Annotated in this window: 21 protein-coding genes; 10 read left to right on the top strand and 11 right to left on the bottom strand. The window is 69.1% G+C overall.

Annotated features, from left to right (window positions below; translation table 11 throughout):
* The first annotated feature begins 1 nt into the window (after position 1).
* Both rpsI and EIP85_RS16715 read left to right on the top strand, forming a co-directional pair.
* Entirely contained in the window at positions 2–502 is a 501-nt protein-coding gene (gene rpsI / locus EIP85_RS16720; RefSeq protein WP_127903361.1) for a 30S ribosomal protein S9, read from the top strand.
* Positions 503–1,084: 582 nt separating this feature from the next.
* A complete protein-coding gene (locus EIP85_RS16715) occupies positions 1,085–1,351 on the top strand; it encodes a hypothetical protein (RefSeq protein WP_127903360.1) in 267 nt (88 codons plus the stop codon).
* Positions 1,352–1,520: 169 nt separating this feature from the next.
* Here EIP85_RS16715 and EIP85_RS16710 read toward each other — a convergent pair whose 3' ends face one another.
* Entirely contained in the window at positions 1,521–1,799 is a 279-nt protein-coding gene (locus tag EIP85_RS16710) for an FAD assembly factor SdhE (RefSeq protein ID WP_127903359.1), read from the bottom strand.
* Entirely contained in the window at positions 1,796–2,200 is a 405-nt protein-coding gene (locus EIP85_RS16705; protein ID WP_127903358.1) for a helix-turn-helix domain-containing protein, read from the bottom strand. Before EIP85_RS16705 ends, EIP85_RS16710 begins: the two co-directional genes overlap by 4 nt.
* Before the next feature lie 122 nt (positions 2,201–2,322).
* Here EIP85_RS16705 and EIP85_RS16700 point away from each other — a divergent pair, with 122 nt between their 5' ends.
* Positions 2,323–3,525, top strand: a complete 1,203-nt coding sequence (locus EIP85_RS16700) for a pyridoxal phosphate-dependent aminotransferase (protein ID WP_127903357.1) — start codon at positions 2,323–2,325, stop codon at positions 3,523–3,525.
* 24 nt (positions 3,526–3,549) lie between these two features.
* Complete coding sequence (locus tag EIP85_RS16695; protein ID WP_127903356.1) at positions 3,550–3,966, top strand: hypothetical protein; 417 nt, start codon at positions 3,550–3,552, stop codon at positions 3,964–3,966.
* Positions 3,967–4,111: 145 nt separating this feature from the next.
* Here EIP85_RS16695 and EIP85_RS16690 read toward each other — a convergent pair whose 3' ends face one another.
* The gene (locus EIP85_RS16690) at positions 4,112–5,305 is read right to left on the bottom strand and encodes a phosphoglycerate kinase (protein ID WP_127903355.1); all 1,194 of its coding nucleotides are present in this window, start codon (positions 5,303–5,305) and stop codon (positions 4,112–4,114) included.
* Positions 5,306–5,447: 142 nt separating this feature from the next.
* On the opposite strand from EIP85_RS16690, the gene EIP85_RS16685 reads away from it, so the two are divergent.
* Both EIP85_RS16685 and EIP85_RS16680 read left to right on the top strand, forming a co-directional pair.
* Positions 5,448–5,957 (top strand): peptidylprolyl isomerase, encoded by a 510-nt coding sequence (locus tag EIP85_RS16685; RefSeq protein WP_127903354.1) that lies wholly within the window; start codon positions 5,448–5,450, stop codon positions 5,955–5,957.
* Positions 5,947–6,552, top strand: coding sequence for a peptidylprolyl isomerase (locus EIP85_RS16680; protein ID WP_422067220.1), 606 nt, complete (start codon positions 5,947–5,949; stop codon positions 6,550–6,552). Before EIP85_RS16685 ends, EIP85_RS16680 begins: the two co-directional genes overlap by 11 nt.
* A gap of 265 nt (positions 6,553–6,817) precedes the next feature.
* On the opposite strand, the gene tyrS is transcribed toward EIP85_RS16680, so the two are convergent.
* Positions 6,818–8,065: a tyrosine--tRNA ligase gene (tyrS, locus tag EIP85_RS16675; RefSeq protein ID WP_127903352.1), complete on the bottom strand. Its 1,248-nt coding sequence runs from the start codon at positions 8,063–8,065 to the stop codon at positions 6,818–6,820.
* A 94-nt stretch (positions 8,066–8,159) separates the two neighbouring features.
* Here tyrS and EIP85_RS16670 point away from each other — a divergent pair, with 94 nt between their 5' ends.
* Complete coding sequence (locus tag EIP85_RS16670; protein ID WP_241560069.1) at positions 8,160–9,230, top strand: anhydro-N-acetylmuramic acid kinase; 1,071 nt, start codon at positions 8,160–8,162, stop codon at positions 9,228–9,230.
* On the opposite strand, the gene EIP85_RS16665 is transcribed toward EIP85_RS16670, so the two are convergent.
* Both EIP85_RS16665 and eno read right to left on the bottom strand, forming a co-directional pair.
* Entirely contained in the window at positions 9,231–9,659 is a 429-nt protein-coding gene (locus tag EIP85_RS16665) for a cupin domain-containing protein (protein ID WP_127903351.1), read from the bottom strand.
* Between the two features lie 86 nt (positions 9,660–9,745).
* Complete coding sequence (gene eno / locus EIP85_RS16660; RefSeq protein ID WP_127903350.1) at positions 9,746–11,020, bottom strand: phosphopyruvate hydratase; 1,275 nt, start codon at positions 11,018–11,020, stop codon at positions 9,746–9,748.
* A 200-nt stretch (positions 11,021–11,220) separates the two neighbouring features.
* Here eno and EIP85_RS16655 point away from each other — a divergent pair, with 200 nt between their 5' ends.
* Positions 11,221–12,111, top strand: a complete 891-nt coding sequence (locus EIP85_RS16655) for a DMT family transporter (protein ID WP_127903349.1) — start codon at positions 11,221–11,223, stop codon at positions 12,109–12,111.
* A 34-nt stretch (positions 12,112–12,145) separates the two neighbouring features.
* Here EIP85_RS16655 and EIP85_RS16650 read toward each other — a convergent pair whose 3' ends face one another.
* The 4 genes from EIP85_RS16650 to EIP85_RS16635 form a co-directional block, all read right to left on the bottom strand.
* Positions 12,146–12,868 carry an endonuclease/exonuclease/phosphatase family protein gene (locus EIP85_RS16650; protein ID WP_127903348.1) on the bottom strand — a complete coding sequence of 241 codons (723 nt, stop codon included), beginning with the start codon at positions 12,866–12,868 and terminating at the stop codon, positions 12,146–12,148.
* Positions 12,869–14,308: a protein adenylyltransferase SelO gene (locus EIP85_RS16645; protein WP_127903347.1), complete on the bottom strand. Its 1,440-nt coding sequence runs from the start codon at positions 14,306–14,308 to the stop codon at positions 12,869–12,871.
* A gap of 69 nt (positions 14,309–14,377) precedes the next feature.
* Positions 14,378–15,319, bottom strand: a complete 942-nt coding sequence (locus tag EIP85_RS16640; protein WP_127903346.1) for a nucleoside hydrolase — start codon at positions 15,317–15,319, stop codon at positions 14,378–14,380.
* 108 nt (positions 15,320–15,427) lie between these two features.
* Positions 15,428–16,129 carry a creatininase family protein gene (locus tag EIP85_RS16635; protein ID WP_127903345.1) on the bottom strand — a complete coding sequence of 234 codons (702 nt, stop codon included), beginning with the start codon at positions 16,127–16,129 and terminating at the stop codon, positions 15,428–15,430.
* A 227-nt stretch (positions 16,130–16,356) separates the two neighbouring features.
* On the opposite strand from EIP85_RS16635, the gene EIP85_RS16630 reads away from it, so the two are divergent.
* The gene (locus EIP85_RS16630; protein WP_127903344.1) at positions 16,357–17,286 is read left to right on the top strand and encodes an isoaspartyl peptidase/L-asparaginase family protein; all 930 of its coding nucleotides are present in this window, start codon (positions 16,357–16,359) and stop codon (positions 17,284–17,286) included.
* Here EIP85_RS16630 and mazG read toward each other — a convergent pair whose 3' ends face one another.
* Positions 17,287–18,123: a nucleoside triphosphate pyrophosphohydrolase gene (gene mazG, locus EIP85_RS16625; protein WP_127903379.1), complete on the bottom strand. Its 837-nt coding sequence runs from the start codon at positions 18,121–18,123 to the stop codon at positions 17,287–17,289.
* An 86-nt stretch (positions 18,124–18,209) separates the two neighbouring features.
* On the opposite strand from mazG, the gene EIP85_RS16620 reads away from it, so the two are divergent.
* A complete protein-coding gene (locus EIP85_RS16620; protein WP_127903343.1) occupies positions 18,210–19,373 on the top strand; it encodes a M20 aminoacylase family protein in 1,164 nt (387 codons plus the stop codon).
* Positions 19,374–19,442 lie beyond the last annotated feature (69 nt).

Genomic DNA, 19,442 nt, shown 5'->3' with positions numbered 1-19,442 from the left:
AATGGCCGAAGAGATCAAGACCCTCGAAGGGCTGAAGGACGCCGTCGCCGGGGCCGATGCCGCCGTCGCCGCGGTTGCCGAGACCGAAACCGCGCGCCAGCCGGTGCGTGACGCGCTGGGCCGCGCCTATGCGACCGGCAAGCGCAAGGACGCCGTTGCCCGTGTCTGGCTGAAGCCGGGCAAGGGCAAGGTGACCGTCAACGGCAAGGACATCGACGCCTATTTCGCCCGTCCAGTGCTGCAGATGATCCTGCGCCAGCCGTTCACGGTGGCTGGCGTCGACGGCGAGTTCGACGTCATGGCGACGGTGAAGGGCGGTGGGCTCTCGGGCCAGGCCGGTGCCGTGAAGCATGGCATCTCCAAGGCCCTGCAGCTCTATGAACCGAGCCTGCGCGGCGCGCTCAAGGCCGCAGGCTTCCTGACCCGCGACAGCCGCGTGGTGGAACGCAAGAAGTACGGCAAGCGCAAGGCGCGCCGCAGCTTCCAGTTCTCCAAGCGCTGATCTCCCGCTCTGCCGGAGAGACGTTTCGAAAGGCCCGCGCCCTGCGCGGGCCTTTTGCTTTTGGGGGCGCGGAGGTAGCGGCCCGAAACAGGGGGCAAAACCCGCCGGGCCAGCGCCCGTCCGTCCGACGGATGGGCGCTTCCTGGGTCTCTCCGCCCCGGCAGACCGAAGGGGCCATAGCGCGATAAACGGATAGACCGACCCTGCCGCGCGCACCCATCTGCGGACGCGCACTGGCCCTATTCTCCGCCCGGGAAGGGAATTGCGCGGCCATTCGGCAGGCATTCCCGGGCCTGTGGTCTCCAGGGCGACAGGAGACCCTTTGCCGCAGCACGACCACGTTTCGCACGGACACCTGTGGATATTTCCGTTCTACACCCGTGGGTTGCGCGTCATTCCTGATGTTGACCCTGTGGCCGGAAAGACTCTATAGCCTCCCCAAGACACCGGACGGGGGGCTGAGAGGGCCGTCGCGGATTGACGGAGTCCGCGCGGAGGCCCATCATGCATTGCCTGAGCCGGCCGCGTGCCAACTGGGCCCCTGAGGGTCCGGCGCTGCGAACCGGAGGGTGGAGCCTAAGGATGACGAGTCTGTCCAGTTTTCACAGTACGAGCGGTACGCAGAATTTTCTTGGCCTTCGCAGCACGGCCTCCGGGGCAATGGAGATCGTCTTCGACGACGGCGCGGCCCAGAGGATGGTCTGGCGGGTGACGGCCCCGGCAAAGGCCGAAGCACGGATCGTGGAGGCGTTGCGCCTTGCGATCGACCAGGCGAGGGTGCTGCCCGCGCTCTATTCCGAGCTGACCAAGCGCTCGATCGCCATCGAGGCAGTGACCCAGGCCGAGTGACGGCCCGGGCGCATGCACGCTTTCGCCGCGCCTGCTGTCTTGCTGCCCGCCCTGCGCCCTTGCGTCCGCTGTCCTCGCGTTGCCGCCGGCGCCTGAGCGCCGGCGCGGCCCAACCGTAGGAACGGCCGCAGGCTGCGAAAGAGGGCCGGAGCGTCCGCCCTTCGCTGTCTCAGGCCTCGCCCGCGCTCAGCCGGCCGCGGGCGAAACTTCCGATCTCGGCCAGGAGGGCGGCATGGGCGGCGGGCGGTTCCGCCCCGCCGGTGATCCAGGGGTAGAGATCCTGGTCCGCCTCGGCCAGCAGCGCCTCGAAGGCGTCGAGCGCCGGGCCCTCCATCGCCGCTAGCCTGGCATCGGCATAGGGGCCAAGGATCAGGTCCATCTCCTTGGTTCCGCGCCGCCAGGCCCGCATGGCCAGGCGCTTGCGGCGGATCTCGGGGGTTTCGCTCATGCGGTGGTCTTCTCCGCCAATACCGAGCGCAGCCGCTTCTCCAGCCGGCCCATGCGGTGCGACAGGTCCAGCGCTTCGGTACGCAGCAGGCGCAACTCGTCGATCAGGGCGCGCGCCTCGGGGGTCTCGTTGCTCTGCGCCCCGGGGGCGTCCACGCCCTCGCCGCGGCCGGTAAGCAGCCACATGATCGAGACGTTCAGCATGCCCGCGACCATCTGCAGGCGGTTCGAGCGCGGGTCGGCGAAGTCGTTTTCCCAGTCGACCAGCGTCTTCAGCCGCACGCCGAGACGGCGGGCAAGCTCTGCCTGGCTCATCCCCGCGGCCTCGCGCGCGCCGGCAAGCCGGTCGCCGAAGGTAGCGGCCTCTTCGCTGAACCAGTCGGATTGTGCTTCGGGGGCCATCTGGCTCTCCTTTTGATGTCGCTTGATGCCCTCCAGCCGGCCAGCCGGCGGAACGGGCCTTGATCGCATCCCGGGGGCACCCTAAGACACGATCCCGGCGAGTTCAAACCGGAGTCCCCGAAATGGCCCTTCTGTCCGCGACCCTCGATCGCGTCAAACCGTCCCCGACCATCGCGGTGACCACCAAGGCGCAGGAACTGAAAGCGGCTGGCCGCGACGTCATCGGCCTCGGCGCCGGGGAACCGGATTTCGACACGCCCGAGAATATCAAGGAGGCCGCGATCGCGGCGATCCGCGCCGGCAAGACCAAGTACACCGCCGTCGACGGCATCCCGGAGCTGAAGCGGGCAATCTGCGACAAATTCGCCCGCGAGAACGGCCTCAGCTACACGCCGGCGCAGATCTCGGTCGGGTCCGGCGGCAAGCAGACGCTCTACAACGCGCTGATGGCGACGCTGAACCCGGGCGACGAGGTGATCATCCCGGCGCCCTACTGGGTCAGCTATCCCGACATGGTGCTGCTGGCCGGCGGCGAGCCGGTGGCCGTCGAATGCCCGATGCAGACGGGCTACAAGCTGACGCCGGAGCAGCTCGAGGCCGCGATCACGCCCAGGACCAAGTGGTTCATCTTCAACTCGCCCTCGAATCCCACCGGCGCGGGCTACACCCGGGAGGAACTGAAGGGCCTGACCGACGTGCTGATGCGCCATCCGCATGTCTGGGTGCTGACCGACGACATGTACGAGCACCTGACCTTCGGCGATTTCAAGTTCTGCACGCCCGCGGAAGTGGAGCCGGGCCTCTACGAGCGCACGCTGACCTGCAACGGCGTCTCCAAGGCCTATGCGATGACCGGCTGGCGGATCGGCTATGCCGCGGGGCCGGCGGCGCTGATCGCGGCAATGCGGAAGATCCAGAGCCAATCTACCTCCAACCCCTGCACGATCAGCCAATGGGCCGCGGTCGAAGCGTTGAACGGGCCGCAGGATTACGTCGTGGAAAGCCGCGCGGCCTTCGAGCGGCGGCGCGATCTGGTCGTCGGGATGCTGAACGCGGCCGAGGGCATCCAGTGCCCGGTGCCGGAGGGGGCGTTTTACGTCTACCCCAGCATCGCCGGTTGCATCGGCAAGACTTCGGCGGGTGGCGCGAAGATCGCCGACGACGAGGCCTTCGTCACGGCGCTTCTGGAAGAGCAGGGTGTCGCCGTCGTCCACGGGGCGGCCTTCGGGCTTTCGCCGAATTTCCGCGTCAGCTACGCTACCTCTGACGAGGCGCTGGCGGAGGCCTGCCGGCGCATCCAGGCTTTCTGCGCGGGGCTGCACTGATCGGGAACGAATAGCGGAGGGGCGATGTCGGGCGATCTGCCGGAGTACTACTTCCGCATCCGCGAGAACGGCGCGCTGGTCTTCCGGGTCGCGTCCGAGGGCCGGGCGGGCCGCATCGAGATGGAGCCGATCGCCTTCGCGAACCTGCGCTCGGGCGAGATCCGGCCACAGGGCGACCGCTCGATCACCGAAGACGAGGTGTTCCGGATCCGCGCCTGGATGAAGGCGCGGGCCGAAGTGCAGGCCCGGCGCGACGCCGACGAGATCTACCGGGCGGTGGAGCAGATCAACCTCACCGCGCATTGGGCTCAGGCCAAGGCCTCCAACGAAGAGCTGGAAGCCGTAACCGACGCGTTGCTGATGGCGATGCATGACCTTCGGTCCGTGCTGGTCCGAAAGAAGGCGGAGCGGCTGGACGGCGCCGCCGGCGAGGGCGGCTGAGTCCGCCGGAGTATCTTGGCCAAGGTGAAGAAGGGGCGCCAGCACGGGGCGCTGCGCCCGCTTTTTCGAACCGGGGCAAGGGCAGGGCGGTGGCGCGGAGGGGTGCGCAGGAACCGCGCACCCTGCCTGCGGGCTGGCCTGGGTCTTACTCTTCCAGCGCGGCGACGCCGGGAAGCTCCTTGCCTTCCATCCATTCGAGGAACGCGCCGCCGGCGGTCGAGATGTAGCTGAAACTCGCCGCGGCGCCCGCGCGGTTGAGCGCGGCCACTGTGTCGCCGCCGCCGGCGACTGAGATCAGCTTGCCGGCCTTGGTCAGCTCCGCCGCCCGCGCGGCGGCCGCGTTGGTGGCGGCGTCGAAGGGCTCGATCTCGAAGGCGCCGAGCGGGCCGTTCCAGATCAGCGTCTTCGAGGCCTCGAAGACCTTGGCGATCTCGGCCACCGTCTCGGGGCCCGCGTCGAGGATCATCGCGTCCGCCGGGCAGGCATTGGCCGGCAGCGTCTCGCTCGCGGCGCCCGCCTTGAATTCGCGCGCCACGACGATGTCCTGCGGCAGGTGGATGGCGCAGCCGGCGGCCTTGGCCTTGGCGAGGATATCGCGCGCGGTCTCGGCCATGTCGCGCTCGGCAAGCGACTTGCCGACCTCGATGCCCTGGGCGACGAGGAAGGTATTGGCCATGCCGCCACCGATCACCAGGTGGTTCACCTTGGCCACGAGGTTGCCGAGCAGGTCGAGCTTGGTGGAGACCTTGGCGCCGCCGACCACCGCGACAACGGGGCGCTGCGGATGGCCGAGCGCGGCCTCCAGCGCCTTAAGCTCCGCCTCCATCAGCCGGCCGGCACAGGCCGGCAGCAGCCGGGCAAGACCCTCGGTCGAGGCATGCGCCCGGTGAGCGGCGGAAAACGCGTCATTGACGTAGACATCGCCAAGCGCCGCGAAGGCGGCGGCGAGCGCCGGGTCGTTCTTTTCCTCGCCGGCATGGAAGCGGGTGTTTTCCAGCAGGACGATGTCGCCCTTCTCCATGGCCGAAACCGCCTGTTTCGCCGGGGCGCCGATGCAATCCTCGGCAAAGGCGATGCGGCGGCCCGGCAGGGCGGCCTTCAGCGCGGGCAGCACCTGGCGCAGGCTGAACTCCGGGTTCGGCTGGCCCTTGGGACGGCCGAAATGGGCCAGCAGCACGGGCTTGCCGCCCTTGTCGAGGATCGCCTTCACGGTGGGGACGATCTTCTCGATGCGCGTCGCATCCGTGACGTGGCCGTTCTCCACCGGCACGTTGAGGTCGACCCGCGTCAGCACCACCTTGCCCGCAAGCTCCATCTGGTCGAGCGTCTTCCAGGCCATCTGCCCCTCCTTTGCCGGTTGTTGGCGGTTAGTCTCCCGAAAGGCCGGGGAAGGTCAACCGGTTCCGGTGGTGCGAGGCTTGGCCCTTTCCCTCCGCGCGCGCTCGGACTAGGGTCTGGCCGAAACCGAACGGAGGTGCCGCATGGCCGATATCAAGGATCCGGAAAACACCATCATCATGGAGCTGAAGAACGGCTCCGTCGTGATCGAGCTCTTGCCGGACATCGCGCCGAAACATGTCGAGCGGATGAAGGTGCTGGCGCGGGCCGGGGCCTATGACAACGTCGTCTTCCACCGCGTGATAGACGGCTTCATGGCGCAGTCGGGCGACGTGGCGAACGGCAATGCCGAGAAGGATTTCAACATCCGCCGCGCCGGGACGGGCGGGTCGGATCTGCCGGACCTGCCGGCCGAATTCAGCCGCATCCCGCATGACCGGGGCACGCTGGGTGCCGCGCGCTCGCAGAACCCGAACTCGGCCAACAGCCAGTTTTTCATCAACTTTTCCGACAACCACTTCCTGAACGGGCAGTACACGGTCTACGGCCGGGTGATCTCGGGCATGGAGCATGTCGACGCCATCGTGCGGGGCGAACCGCCGATGAACCCGGACCGGATGATCTCGGTGAAGGTGGCGGCCGATGCGGAGTGATCTGATGCGGACCGCGCGCGCGGCGGCGCTGGGTCTCGCCGCGCTGGGAATGGCCTCGGTCGCCGCGCCGGCGGCCCGGGCGGCCGATGCCTCTGCCGGGCCGAACCTGGTGATCCAGGTCGGCGGGCATGACCACGGCACGATCGTGATCCACCTCCTGCCCAAGGTCGCGCCGAAGACGGTGGCGCAGGTCATCAAGCTGGCGAAGTCAGGGGCTTATGACGGGGTTGTGTTCCATCGCGTGATCGACGGTTTCATGGCGCAGACTGGCGACGTGAAATACGGCAAGAAGGGCGGCGACCTCTCCATGGCCGGGATGGGCGGCTCGACGCTGCCAAACGTGCCGGCGGAATTCTCCAAGCTGCCGTTCGTGCGCGGCACTGTCGGCATGGCGCGGGCGCAGGACCCCAACAGCGGCAACTCGCAGTTCTTCATCATGTTCAAGCCGGCGCCGTTCCTCGACGGGAAGTACACCGTCTTCGGGGAAGTGACCTCCGGCATGGACGTGGTCGACAAGATCAAGCGCGGCGACGGGCCGAACGGGGCCGTGACCTCGGATCCGGATTACATGGAAAAGGTCACCGTTCAGGAGTGACGCTCCCGACGCGATCGATGAGGGCCGGTGTCGATGCCTCCGGCCCTTTTTCGTTGGGGAGTCTCCCGTGCCGAGCAGGGCCAGCGCCCGTCCGCGGGTGGGCGCTCGCTGTGGTTCGAGTCTGTCCGTTTACGGTATAAAGAACCCCTTCTTCATGCCGTGGCGGTGACTCCCGAAAAGCGCCCGCCCTTGGGGGCGGACGGGCGCTGGCCCGGCGGGCTGCGCCCGCTGCTTCGGGCCGGGAAAGGGGTGCGACCTTCGACCCTCAGCTCACCGCGACCAGCGCGTGGCGCTTCCTGCCGGCGGTCAGCTTCAGCCCGGCAGAGATCTCCTCCACCGTCATCAGCCGGGGTTCCGTCACCACCGCGTCGTTGATCCGGGCGCCGCCCTCGGCGAAGAGGCGCTTGGCCTCCTTGCCCGAGGCCGCCAGCCCCGCCTGCACGAAGAGCGCGGTATTGGCGATGCCCTCGCCGATCTCTGCGGCCGAAAGGGTGAGGGTGGGCAGATCCTCGCCCACGCCGCCCTTCTCGAAGACCTCGCGCGCCGTGGCCTCCGCCGCCTCGGCCGCCGCGCGGCCGTGCAGGAGCGCCGTGACCTCGTTGGCCAGCGTGGCCTTGGCGTGGTTGATCTCGGAGCCCTCGAGCGCCCCGAGCCGCGCGCATTCGTCAAGCGGGAGTTCCGTGTAAAGCTTCAGGAACCGTCCGACGTCGGCATCCGTCGTGTTGCGCCAGAACTGCCAGAACTCGTAAGGGCTGAGCATCTGGGCGTTCAGCCAGACGGCGCCCGCCTGGCTCTTGCCCATCTTCTTGCCGTCCGAGGTGGTCAGCAGCGGCGAGGTCAGCCCGAAGATCTCGTGATCCAGAACCCGGCGGGTCAGGTCGATCCCGTTGACGATATTGCCCCATTGATCCGAGCCGCCCATCTGCAGCTTGCAGCCGTAGCGGCGGTTCAGCTCCAGGAAGTCGTAGGCCTGCAGGATCATGTAGTTGAATTCCAGGAACGACAGCGACTGTTCGCGGTCGAGCCGGGACTTCACGCTCTCGAAACTGAGCATCCGGTTGATCGAGAAGTGCCGCCCGATGTCGCGCAGGAAATCGAGATACTTCAGCCCATCGAGCCATTCGGCGTTGTTCAGCATGACCGCGTCGCCCGCACCCTCGCCGAAGGTGACGTAGGAGGTGAACACCTGCCGGATGCCGGCGATGTTCTCGTCGATCTTCTCCGGCGTCAGCAGCGAGCGTTCGGTGTCGCGGCCCGAGGGGTCACCGACCTTCGTCGTCCCGCCGCCCATCAGCACGATCGGCTTGCCGCCGCATTTCTGCAGCCAGCGCAGCATCATGATCTGGATGAGCGAGCCCACGTGAAGCGAAGCCGCAGTGGCGTCGAAGCCGATATATCCAGGCACCACACCCTCTGCGAAGGCATCGTCCAGCCCCTGGTAATCGGTGCAGTCGGCCAGGAAGCCGCGCTCGATCATCACGCGCAGGAAGTCGGATTTCGGGTGGTAGGTCATCGGTTTCTCGTCCATTCTCGGCAGCGCGCGCCCTTATAGCGGCGCGGGCTGACGAGGGGAAGCAGGGTTGGAGCCGATCCGCGCGGTAGGGACGATGTCGGGCACCTCGCTCGACGGTGTGGACGCGGCCGTGGTGGTGACCGATGGCGAGTCGATCTCCGCCTTCGGGCAGTCCGAATACCGGCCCTACAGCGACGCGGAAAGGGCGGTGCTGCGCGCGGCGCTGGGCCGCTGGCCGGGCGATCCCGGGGTGCAGGAGGCCGCCGAGGTGGTCGAGACCGCCCATGCCGAGCTGCTGGCGCGCTTCGATGATGTTGAACTCGTGGGCTTTCACGGCCAGACGCTGGCGCATGACCCGCGCGGGCGGGGCACGCATCAGGCGGGCGACGGGGCGGTGCTGGCCGAGGTGCTCGACCGGCCCGTGATCTGGGATTTCCGCTCCTCCGACGTGGAACTGGGCGGGCAGGGCGCACCGCTCGCGCCGTTCTTCCATTTCGCGCTCGCGAAGCGGATCGGGGCAGAGGAGCCGATCGTGTTCCTTAACCTCGGCGGCGTCGGCAATGTCACCTGGGTCGATCCGTTGAAACCGAAGCCCGAGGCGCCCGGCGCGCTTCTGGCCTTCGACACCGGGCCCGCGAATGCACCGATCAACGACCTGATGCAGGCGCGTCTCGGCGTGTCCCAGGATCGCGACGGCGCCCTGGCCGCGGCCGGAGAGGCGGACGAGGAGATCGTGGAGGCCTTCCTGCGCGACCCGTACTTCCGCCGGATGCCGCCGAAATCGCTGGACCGCGACGCCTTCCGCGCGCTCGGCCCCGCGGTGGCGGGCCTGGGCGATGCCGATGCCGCTGCGACGCTCACCGCCTGCGCGGCCGAGGCGGTGATCGCCGGGGCGGAGCATTTTCCGCGCCCGCCGCAGGGCATGCTCGTCGCCGGCGGCGGGCGGCACAACAAGGTGCTGATGCGGGCGCTGCAGGCGGGGTTCGATTTCCCCGTCCTGCCGGTGGAGGAGGCAGGCCTTGACGGTGACATGCTGGAGGCGCAGGCCTTCGCCTATCTCGCCGTGCGGGTGCTGAGGGGGCTTCCCACCTCCTGCCCTTCGACGACGGGCGTCGGCGCGGCGGTGGGTGGCGGGCGCATCAGCCGGCCCGGCAGCGGCGGCTGATCAGCGCGGAATATCGAACTCAGGCGGGGCGAGCTCGAAGCCCTCGAAGCGGAAACCGGGCGAGACGGTGCAGCCGACCAGCGTCCAATCGCCTGTGCTGCGCGCGGCCTGCCAGTGATCCTTCGGCACGATCCCCTGCGGCGCCCGGCCGGACAGTGGATCGGGGCCGAGCGTGATGTCCTCTGCCGGGCCCCCGGACGTCGCGGCGATGGACAGCACGAGCGGTGCGCCGGCGTGGAAATGCCAGATTTCGGTCGCGTCGACCCTGTGCCAGTGGCTCCGCTCGCCCGCCTTCAGAAGGAACAGAATCGAAGTCCCCGCCGGGCGGCTGCCGCCCTCGGCCGGAGCCACCCAGGTCTGCCGGTAATGCCCGCCCTCTGGATGGGGGGCGAGCTGGAGCGTTTCGATGATCCTGTCTGCCTCGGTCATGCGCGCCTCGCGACGGTCCCCTTGGCCTTGGCGGAAAATCCCCGGGCGGGCGGGGGGCGGGCAGCCCCCCGTCCCGTGTGCGGGGGTCAGCGTAGGCGCAGCGTGCCGCCGAATTCGGCGGTCTCGCCCAGCATCTCCTCGATCCGGATCAGCTGGTTGTATTTCGCCATCCGGTCGGAGCGCGAGAGCGAGCCGGTCTTGATCTGCCCGCAGTTGGTGGCCACGGCGAGATCGGCGATGGTCGCGTCCTCGGTCTCGCCCGAGCGGTGGCTCATGACCGAGGTGAACCGGGCGCGGTCGGCCATGCGGACGGCCTCCAGCGTCTCTGTCAGTGTGCCGATCTGGTTCACCTTGACCAGAAGGGAGTTGCCGCAGCCTTCGGCGATACCCCGGGCCAGGCGCTCCGTGTTGGTGACGAAGAGGTCGTCGCCGACAAGCTGGATGCGTTTGCCAAGCACCTCGGTCAGGGTGCGCCAGCCGTCCCAGTCGTCCTCGGCGCAGCCGTCCTCGATCGAGACGATCGGATAGTCGGAGACAAGCGCCTCGAGATAGGAGACGTTTTCGTCCGAGGTCAGCACCTTGCCTTCGCCGGCCATGTGATAGGCGCCGTCCTTGAAATACTCCGAGGCGGCGCAGTCGAGGGCCAGCATGATGTCTTCGCCGGGGGTGTACCCGGCCTTCTCGATCGCCTTGAGGATGAAGTCGAGCGCCTCGCGGGTGGAGGAGAGGTTCGGCGCGAAGCCGCCCTCGTCGCCGACGGAGGTGGCCAGGCCCGCGGCCGACAGCTCCTTCTTCAGGACGTGGAAGGTTTCGGCACCCATCCGGATCGCCTCGGCCACCGAGGGGGCGCCGACCGGCATGATCATGAATTCCTGGATGTCGATCGGGTTGTCGGCGTGCTGGCCGCCGTTGATCACGTTCATCATCGGCACCGGCAGGACCCGCGCCGAGGTGCCGCCCACGTAACGGTAAAGCGGCTGGGCGGTGAAATCGGCGGCGGCCTTGGCGACGGCCAGCGAGACGCCGAGGATGGCGTTGGCGCCGAGGCGGCCCTTGTTCTCGGTGCCGTCGAGCTCGATCATCGCCTGGTCGATGGCGACCTGCTCGGTGGCGTCGAAGCCGACCAGCGCATCGGCCAGTTCGCCGTTCACCGCTTCCACGGCTTCGAGCACCCCCTTGCCCAGGTAGCGCTTCTTGTCGCCGTCGCGCTTCTCGACCGCCTCATGCGCGCCTGTCGAGGCGCCCGAGGGCACCGCGGCCCGGCCCATCGTGCCGTCTTCCAGCACCACATCGACCTCGACCGTGGGGTTGCCGCGGCTGTCGAGGATCTCGCGCGCGTGAATGTCTATGATTGTGCTCATGGTCTGTCCTTTTCGCTCTCTGGCGTTTCGGATGCGGGCGGGGCCGGCGGGCCTTCGGCCTCGGGTCGCGGTTTACGCGAGGACGCGGGCCGGGGCCAGCCCTTTCCCGCCGCGCCGCGGCGGACGGGCGGCCCCGATGCGGGGTTGACAGCGCCGAGGCGGGCGGCATGGTCGGCCGGCTGGACGGGGGGGAGAGTGTCATGGAACGCAGGGACAGGCTGGACGCGGTGGGGCTGGGGCTTCTCCTGCTGTCGACGCTGATCTTCGGGATCAACCAGGTGGTGATCAAGGTCGTCGATGTCGGTCTGCAGCCGGTGTTCTTCGCGGGCCTGCGCTCGATCGGCGCCTTCTTCTGCATCTGGGGCTGGATGGCCTGGCGCGGACGCCCGCCGCGGATCGCCCACGGCACTGCGGGGGCGGGGCTGCTGGTGGGGCTCGCCTTTTCGGCGGAGTTCCTGTGCCTCTTCCTCGCGCTCGACCGCACGACTGTGGTTATGTCCTCGATCATCTTCTATTCCATGCCGCTCTGGCTGGCCGTCATCGGGCATTTCGCCCTGCCGGGAGAGCGCGTGACCGGCGCCAAGGCGGCGGGCCTCGCCGTTGCCTTCGCGGGCGTCGCCTGGGCGCTGGCGCATCGCGGCGCGGGCGGCACGGGCAGCCTTGGCGGCGATATCTTCGCGCTCGGTGCGGCGCTGGGCTGGGCGCTGACCGCCTATATCGCGCGCGGCTCTGCCATGGCGCGGGTGCGGCCGGAGATGCAGCTTCTGTGGATGGTCGGCGTCTCCGGCCCGGTGCTGATCGGCGCCTCGTTCTTCTTCGGACCCTGGGTCAGGGCGCTGGAATGGCTGCATGTGGCCGGGCTGGTCTTTCAGGTCGTCGTTGTGGTCGCGGGGGGCATGATCCTGTGGCTCTGGCTTCTGGCGCGCTATCCAGCCTCCACCGTGGCAAGCTTTTCCTTCCTGACGCCCCTTCTTTCGATCGGGTTCGGCTGGCTGCTTCTGGGCGAGCCGGTGGGGCCGGAAGTTCTGATCGCGGGCGTCCTGGTCGCCGTGGGGCTGATCCTGATCGCGCGGCCGCCGCGCCGGCGCTGAGCCCGGAGGGGTATTTTCACCAAGATGAAATGGCTTAGGGGGCGAAGCTCACGTCGGCCCAGATCGGCAGGTGGTCGGACGCGCGGGCGGCGTCGCCGTGGTCCATCAACCCGGTGGCCCGGACCGAGACGCCGGGCGAATGGGCGATCCGGTCGAGCGGCGCGAGGCGCAGGCGGGCGTGGTAGCTCGGCCCGGGCGCAAGGACGCGGTAACCCGCCCGCAAGGGCTCCAGCGGCGCATCGGGCGACCATTCGTTGAAATCGCCCAGGATCAGCGTCGGCATCCGCGGCTGGCGGTCCAGCCAGTCGACCAGGCGGCCGAGCTGGCGCAGCCGGTCCGTGCCGCGCAGGCCGAGATGGACGCCGACGATCCTGAGCTCGGTTCCGTTCCGTCTGAGGTCGGCCGCGACCGCTCCGCGCGGCTCGAACGAGGGAAGGTCGAGCTTGTGAACCCCGACCAGCTCCAGCGAAGGGCGCACCAGGATGGCGTTGCCGTGCCAGCCCAGGCTGACCTCGGACTGACCCAGCGGCAGCGCGCGGTACTCCGAGGCGGCGGAGATCAGGCTTGCCGGCAGCGCCGCAGGGCGGGGGCCGAGGCGGCGGTCGCTTTCCTGCAGCGCCACGATATCGGCGCCGGTCGCGGTGATGACGCGGAGCGTGCGGTCCGGGTCGCGGCGGCGGTCGATGCCGAGGCATTTGCGAATGTTCCAGGAGGCGACACGCAGCAGGCCGTCGGCCGGGGCGGGCAGCGGCCGCATTCAGGTGCCGCAGAAGGTTCGGCGCACCGCTTCCTCGGGCGCGGGGGCCGCGGCAAGGTCGCGGTTTTCGGGGGCAAGCGCGAAGGGGGTCGCCAGCGCCCGGTTAAGCCTGAGGAACGGCGCGTAATCGCCTGCAACGGCAGCATTTATCGCCTGCTCGATGCGGTGGTTGCGCGGGATGACCGCAGGGTTCACCTGAAGCGCTGCGGCGCGGGCATCCGCCTCGGTCCGCCCTTCGAGCGCGAGGCGCGCGCGCCAGTCGGCGGCCCAGCTCTCCCAGGCCGAGGGATCGGGGAATTCCGCGGCCGCCGTGCCCTCGGCCAGGCCCCGGAAGGCGCGGGTGAAATCCACGCCAAGCGCGGCCATGCGGGCCAGCAGCCCCTCGATCAGCTCCGCATCGCCCTCGGCTTCGGTCGCAAGGCCGAGCTTGGCGCGGAAGCGGGCGAGATAGGCGCCCTCGTAGGCAGGGGCGAAGGCGTCCACCGCTTCCGAGGCGGCCTCGATCGCGGCGTTGCGGTCCTCCGCGATCAGCGGCAGCAGGCAGGAGGCCAGCTGCGCCATGTTCCAGACCGCGATCTGCGGCTGGTTGGCATAGGCGTAACGCCCGTACTGGTCGATGGAGGAGAACACCCGCGAGGGATGGTAATCGTCCATGAAGGCGCAGGGGCCGTAGTCGATGGTCTCGCCGCCGACATGGGCGTTGTCGGTGTTCATCACGCCGTGGATGAAGCCGAGCGACATCCAGTGGGCCACGAGCCGCGCCTGGGCGGTGACGGCGGCGCGGATCAGGCCCAGCGGGCCCTCCGCCTGCGGATAGTGCCGGGCGATGACATGCTCGGCCAGAAGCCGCAGCGCCTCGGTATCCTGCCGCGCGGCGAAGAACTGGAAGGTGCCGACCCGGATATGAGAGGAGGCGACGCGGGCCAGAACGGCGCCGGGCAGGGCGGTCTCGCGGAAGACCTCCTCGCCGGTCGTGACGGCGGCGAGCGCGCGCGTGGTCGGCACGCCGAGCGCATGCATGGCTTCCGAGACGATATATTCGCGCAGCACCGGGCCCAGCCAGGCGCGCCCGTCGCCACGGCGCGAGAACGGCGTGGGGCCCGCCCCCTTCAGCTGGATATCGTAGCGTTTCCCGTCGCTTGCGCGCACTTCCCCAAGCAGGATCGCGCGCCCGTCGCCAAGCTGCGGGTTCCAGCCGCCGAACTGGTGGCCGGCATAGGCCTGCGCCAGCGGCTCCGCCCCCTCGGGCAGCGCGTTGCCGGACAGCATCGCAAGGCCCTCGGGCGTTTTCAGCGCCGCCGGGTCCAGCCCGAGGTCGCGCGCCAGCCCCTCGTTCAGCGCGACAAGGCCCGGCGCCGCGACCGGCGTCGGCGCAAGCCGGGCGTAGAAACGGTCCGGCAGGCGGGCATAGCTGTTGTCGAAACGGATCTGCAGGGTCATCGCACTCTCCGCCCCTTTAGATAAGGCGCAGGAGGCGCGGGGGAAATGGTTTTCTCGGAAACAACCCCGTCAGAGCCGCGCGATCCGCTCGGTCAGCAGGCGGTAGAAGCCGTCCGCATCGACATCGCCCATGAACATGGCATTGGCCGGACGGCCCGAGACGCGCCACCAGTCGGCGACGGTCATGCCAAGCGTGTATTCGCCCTTGGTCTCGATCATCACGTTGATCTTGCGGCCGGAGAACAGCCCGGGCTCGATCAGATAGGCGATGACGCAGGGATCATGCAGCGGCGCGCCCTGGCTGCCGTATTTCTCCATGTCGAAGCGTTCGAAGAAATCGGTCCATTCGGCGACCATGCGGCCGGGTTCGGTGCCCATGGCGCGGAAGGCCTCGATCCGGGGCCTTGTGGTCAGTGCCTTGTGGGTCACGTCGAGCGGCATCACGGTGATCGGCGCGCCGCATCTGAACACGATATCAGCGGCTTCCGGGTCGACGTAAATGTTGAACTCCGCCGCGGGCGTGATGTTGCCGACCTCGAAATAGGCCCCGCCCATCAGCACGATCTCCTGGATCCGGCCGGCGATCTCGGGCGCCTTCTGCAGCGCCGCCGCGATGTTCGTCAGCGGCCCGAGCGGGCAGAGCGTGACGGTCCCCGCCGGTTCCGTCAGCAGCGTCTCGACGATGAAATCGACGGCATGCTTGGGCTGAAGCGCCATCGTGGGCGCGGCGAGCTGAGGGCCGTCGAGGCCGGTCTTGCCGTGGACATGCTCCGCCGTCACCAGCTTGCGGGCCAGCGGCGCGTCGCAGCCGGCGAAGACGCGGGTCTCCGGCTTGCCGGCCAGTTCGCAGATGATGCGGGCGTTCTTCTCCGTCAGGGGCAGCGGCACGTTGCCGGCCACGGCGGTGATGCCGAGGACCTCCAGATCCTCGGGGCTCGCCAGCGCGAGCAGAATGGCAACGGCGTCGTCCTGGCCGGGGTCCGTGTCGATGATGATCTTGCGCGCGGGCATCGGGGCCTCCCTGTTCGGGCGCAGAAAACCCGATGGGCGCGGGGATGTCGAGAGGGGCGGCGCGATCCGCGAAGCGCGCCGCCGCCCCGGGGCCATGTCAGGCTGCGATCAACTCCAGGGACCCTCGATCATGGCGCGGGTTTCCTCCACGCCGACGGTCCAGATCGCCAGCATGTCGGCATCGGGACGCTGGTAAAGGCCGCCGAAATTGCCGTCGCCCAGATATTCGCGCAGCGCCGCCGGCCCGCGGGCACGCATCCGCTCGAAGTCCACCAGCGGCTTCTGCTCGGGCGGCTGCTCCACCCCGGCAAGGCGGGTCCAGGGGAAGTTCTCCATCCACGAGGCGTGGGAGGCGAGCGGGTCGATCTCCTTCACCTTCGCAATGGTCCGGGGCGCGTTCCACCAGTTGTGGATGCGGACCGAGACGCCTTCGTTCTCGGCCATCCATTCCTGCGCGAGGCTCGCCGCCGGCTGGTTGCCGCCATGGCCGTTGACCATGAGGATGCGGCGGAAGCCCTGTTCCTTCATGCAGTCCAGGATGTCGCGCAGGACGGCGCAGTAGGTCGAGACGCGCAGGCTCATCGACCCCGGGTAGGCGCGAAAGCCCGGGGTGATGCCATAGGCCAGCACCGGGAAGACCGGCACGCCGAGTGGCTCTGCCGCCTCGGCCGCCACACGCTCGGCCAGGATCGAATCGACCGACAGCGAAAGATAGGCGTGCTGCTCGGTGCAGCCGAGCGGCAGCACGGCGCGGTCGTCGGTCTTCAGGTAGGCTTCGACCTGGAGCCAGTTCATCTCGGCGATCTTCACGGGGCTTCCTTTCTTGCGGGTCGCCCGGTCGGGCGAGAAACGGTGCGCCTGCTCGGGCGACGGGCGTATCTTCGGGACTTCTGGCGAAGGCGCAAGGGCCGGACATCGCGGCGATTTCCCGTCCGGTTGACATTGTGAGGGTGCGGTGGGAACGATCCGGCAAAGCAACAGCAGGCGGCCGGCCCCCGAAGCCCCCGGACCCCGGCCGGCCCGGAAGGACCCATCCCATGACCTATTCCCTCGCCATCCACGGCGGCGCCGGCACGATCCTGAAGTCCCGCATGACCAACGAGGCCGAGGCCGCCTATCACGCAGGCCTCGCCACCGCCCTTGCCGCGGGCGAGGCGGTCCTGAAGGCCGGCGGCCCCGCGCTGGAGGCGGTGACGGCGGCGGTCTGCGCGCTGGAGGACAACCCCCTCTTCAACGCCGGGCGCGGCGCGGTCTTCACCTCCGAGGCGAAGCAGGAGATGGACGCCGCCGTCATGGAGGGCGCCACCCGCCGCGCCGGCGCGGTGGGCGGCATCTTCGGGCCGAAGAACCCGGTCCGCGCCGCCCGCGCGGTGATGGAGACTACCGACCACGTGCTGCTGATCGGCCCGAACGCGCTCGCCGTCGCCCGCGCGGCCGGGCTGCCCTTCGAGGAGGCCGCATATTTCTTCACCCAGGCCCGCCGCGACGCGCTCGACCGGATGTTGGAGCTGAAGCGCTCGGGCGAAGGCGTGGCCGATCCGGCCAGCCGCCACGGCACGGTGGGGGCGGTCGCGCGCGACAGCGCGGGCAACCTCGCCGCCGCGACCTCGACCGGCGGGATGACCGCCAAATCTCCCGGCCGGGTCGGCGACACGCCGGTGATCGGCGCCGGGACCTTCGCCGACAACGCCTCCTGCGCGGTCTCCTGCACCGGGCATGGCGAGGTCTTCATCCGCTGGACGGCGGCGGCCGAGGTCTCTGCCCGGATGCGGCATCTGGGCGAAAGCCTTGAGGCTGCCGCGCGCCATGTGGTGATGGAGGACCTGGCGCCGAACGACGGCTCAGGCGGGCTGATCGCGGTGGACGCGGCCGGAAATATCTCCATGCCCTTCAACAGCGAGGGGATGTACCGCGGCAGCCTGCGCGCGGGCGAGGCGCCCGTGACGGCGATCTACGGCGAGGGCTGATTAGCCGGCCTTTTCGGCCTTCTCCGCCGCCTTGGCCCGGTTCCAGAGCGCGTCCATCTCTGCCAGGTCGCTGTCCTGTGGGCGGCGGCCGTCCTCGGCCAGCGCCGCCTCGATCGCGCGGAAGCGGCGGGTGAACTTGGAATTTGCTGCACGCAGAGCAGCTTCCGGGTCGATCTTCAGGTGTCGCGCGAGGTTCGCCATCACGAAGAGAAGATCCCCCATTTCCTCGAACTGCTCGGCCTCGGTCATCTCTTCGCGCGCCTCGACCAGCTCGCGGGCCTCCTCGACGATCTTGTCGAGAACCTCGGTGGTCGAGGGCCAGTCGAACCCCACCCGCGCCGCGCGGTTCTGAAGCTTCAGCGCGCGCAGAAGCGCCGGCAGGCCCACCGCGACCCCGTCGAGCACGCCATGCTCGGCCTTCGCGGCCCGCTCGGCGGCCTTCACCTTCTCCCAGTCGACGGTCTGCTGGGCGGCCGACTTGTCGCGGCTTTCGTCGCCGAAGACATGCGGATGGCGCGAGACCATCTTGTCAGAGATCGCCCGCGCCACGTCCTCGAAGCCGAATAGCCCGCGCTCCTCCGCCATGCGGGCATGGAAGACGGACTGGAAGAGAAGATCGCCCAGCTCGCCCTTCAGTTCCTCCCATGCCTCGCGCTCGATCGCGTCGGCGACCTCGTAGGCCTCCTCGATGGTGTAGGGGGCAATGGTGGCGAAGTCCTGCTCGATGTCCCAGGGGCAGCCCGTCTCGGGATCGCGCAGCCGGCGCATGATCTCCACCAGCCGCGCCATGCCGCCGTTCGGGTCGTTCACCAGCGCGTCGCTGGCGCTGCGGCACATCGGGCCTTCGGGGCGGTCTGGCATTGCGGGCTCCGGCGTTTTCGGCTTCCCTCGGGGCTTATCCGGGAAAAGCCGAGGAATCCACCATGCCCGTCCTGAACTCCATCGCCGAGAGCGCCGCGGAGATGACCGCCTGGCGCCGGCACATCCATCAGAACCCGGAGATCGGGCTCGATTGCGAAAAGACAGCCGCCTTCGTGGCCGAGCGGCTGCGTGCGTTCGGCGTGGACGAACTGCACGAAGGGCTGGGGCGGACCGGCCTCGTCGCCCTCATCCGGGGCCGCGAGGAAGGCCCGGTGATCGGGCTGCGTGCCGACATGGACGCGCTGCCGATGACCGAGACGACGGGGGCGGACTACGCCTCCGCCACGCCCGGCCGGATGCATGCCTGCGGCCATGACGGGCACACGACGATGCTTCTGGGGGCGGCGAAGTATCTTGCCGCGACGCGGAACTTCGCGGGGACCGTCGCGCTGATCTTCCAGCCCGCGGAAGAGACCGGCGAGGGCGCCCACGCGATGGTGGACGAGGGCGTGATGGACCGCTTCGACATCACCCAGGTCTACGGTATCCACACCTCGCCGATGCATGATCTCGGCGTCTTCTCCACCCGGCCAGGCCCGTTCATGGCGGCGGTCGGCGATTTCGACATCCTGATCAAGGGGCGGGGCGGCCACGGCGCCTACCCGCAGCGCTCCCGCGACCCGGTGGCGGCGGCGCTGGTGATGGGCAATGCGCTGCAGACGATCCTGTCGCGCAACGCCGATGCCAATGACGAGGTGGTGATCTCGATCACCCAGATCCACGCCGGATCGGCCTTCAACGTGATCCCGGCCGAGGCGCGGCTGGGCGGTACGATCCGCTGCTTCTCGCTCGAGGCGCGCGACATGGTGCGGCGGCGGATGAAGGAGATCTGCGAGGGTGTCGCCGCGGGGATGGGGGTGGAGGTGGAGATCTCCTCGACCATCGACCTCGACCCCACGATCAACCACGAGGCGGAGACGGAATTCGCCGCCGCCGTGGCCCGCGAGGTCGCGGGCGAGGCGGGGCTGGTGATCGAGCCGCATCCGCACATGGGCGGCGAGGATTTCGGCGCGATGCTGGCGGCGCGGCCGGGGGCCTATCTGTTCCTCGGCCAGGGCAAGGGGCCGATGGTGCACGAGACCAACTTCGACTTCAACGACGCAGCGGCGCCGATCGGGGCGAGCTTTTTCGCAAGGCTGGTGGAGCGGGCGCTGCCGGTGGGGTGACATCCTTCCGTAGGCGATGAGGAGGGCCGGTGCCCGTCCGCGGGTGGGCGCTGGCTGAGCTGCGGATCT

Source organism: Solirhodobacter olei (genome assembly GCF_004010155.1).
Classification (GTDB): domain Bacteria; phylum Pseudomonadota; class Alphaproteobacteria; order Rhodobacterales; family Rhodobacteraceae; genus Solirhodobacter; species Solirhodobacter olei.
This window is presented reverse-complemented; position numbering and strand designations above follow the sequence as displayed.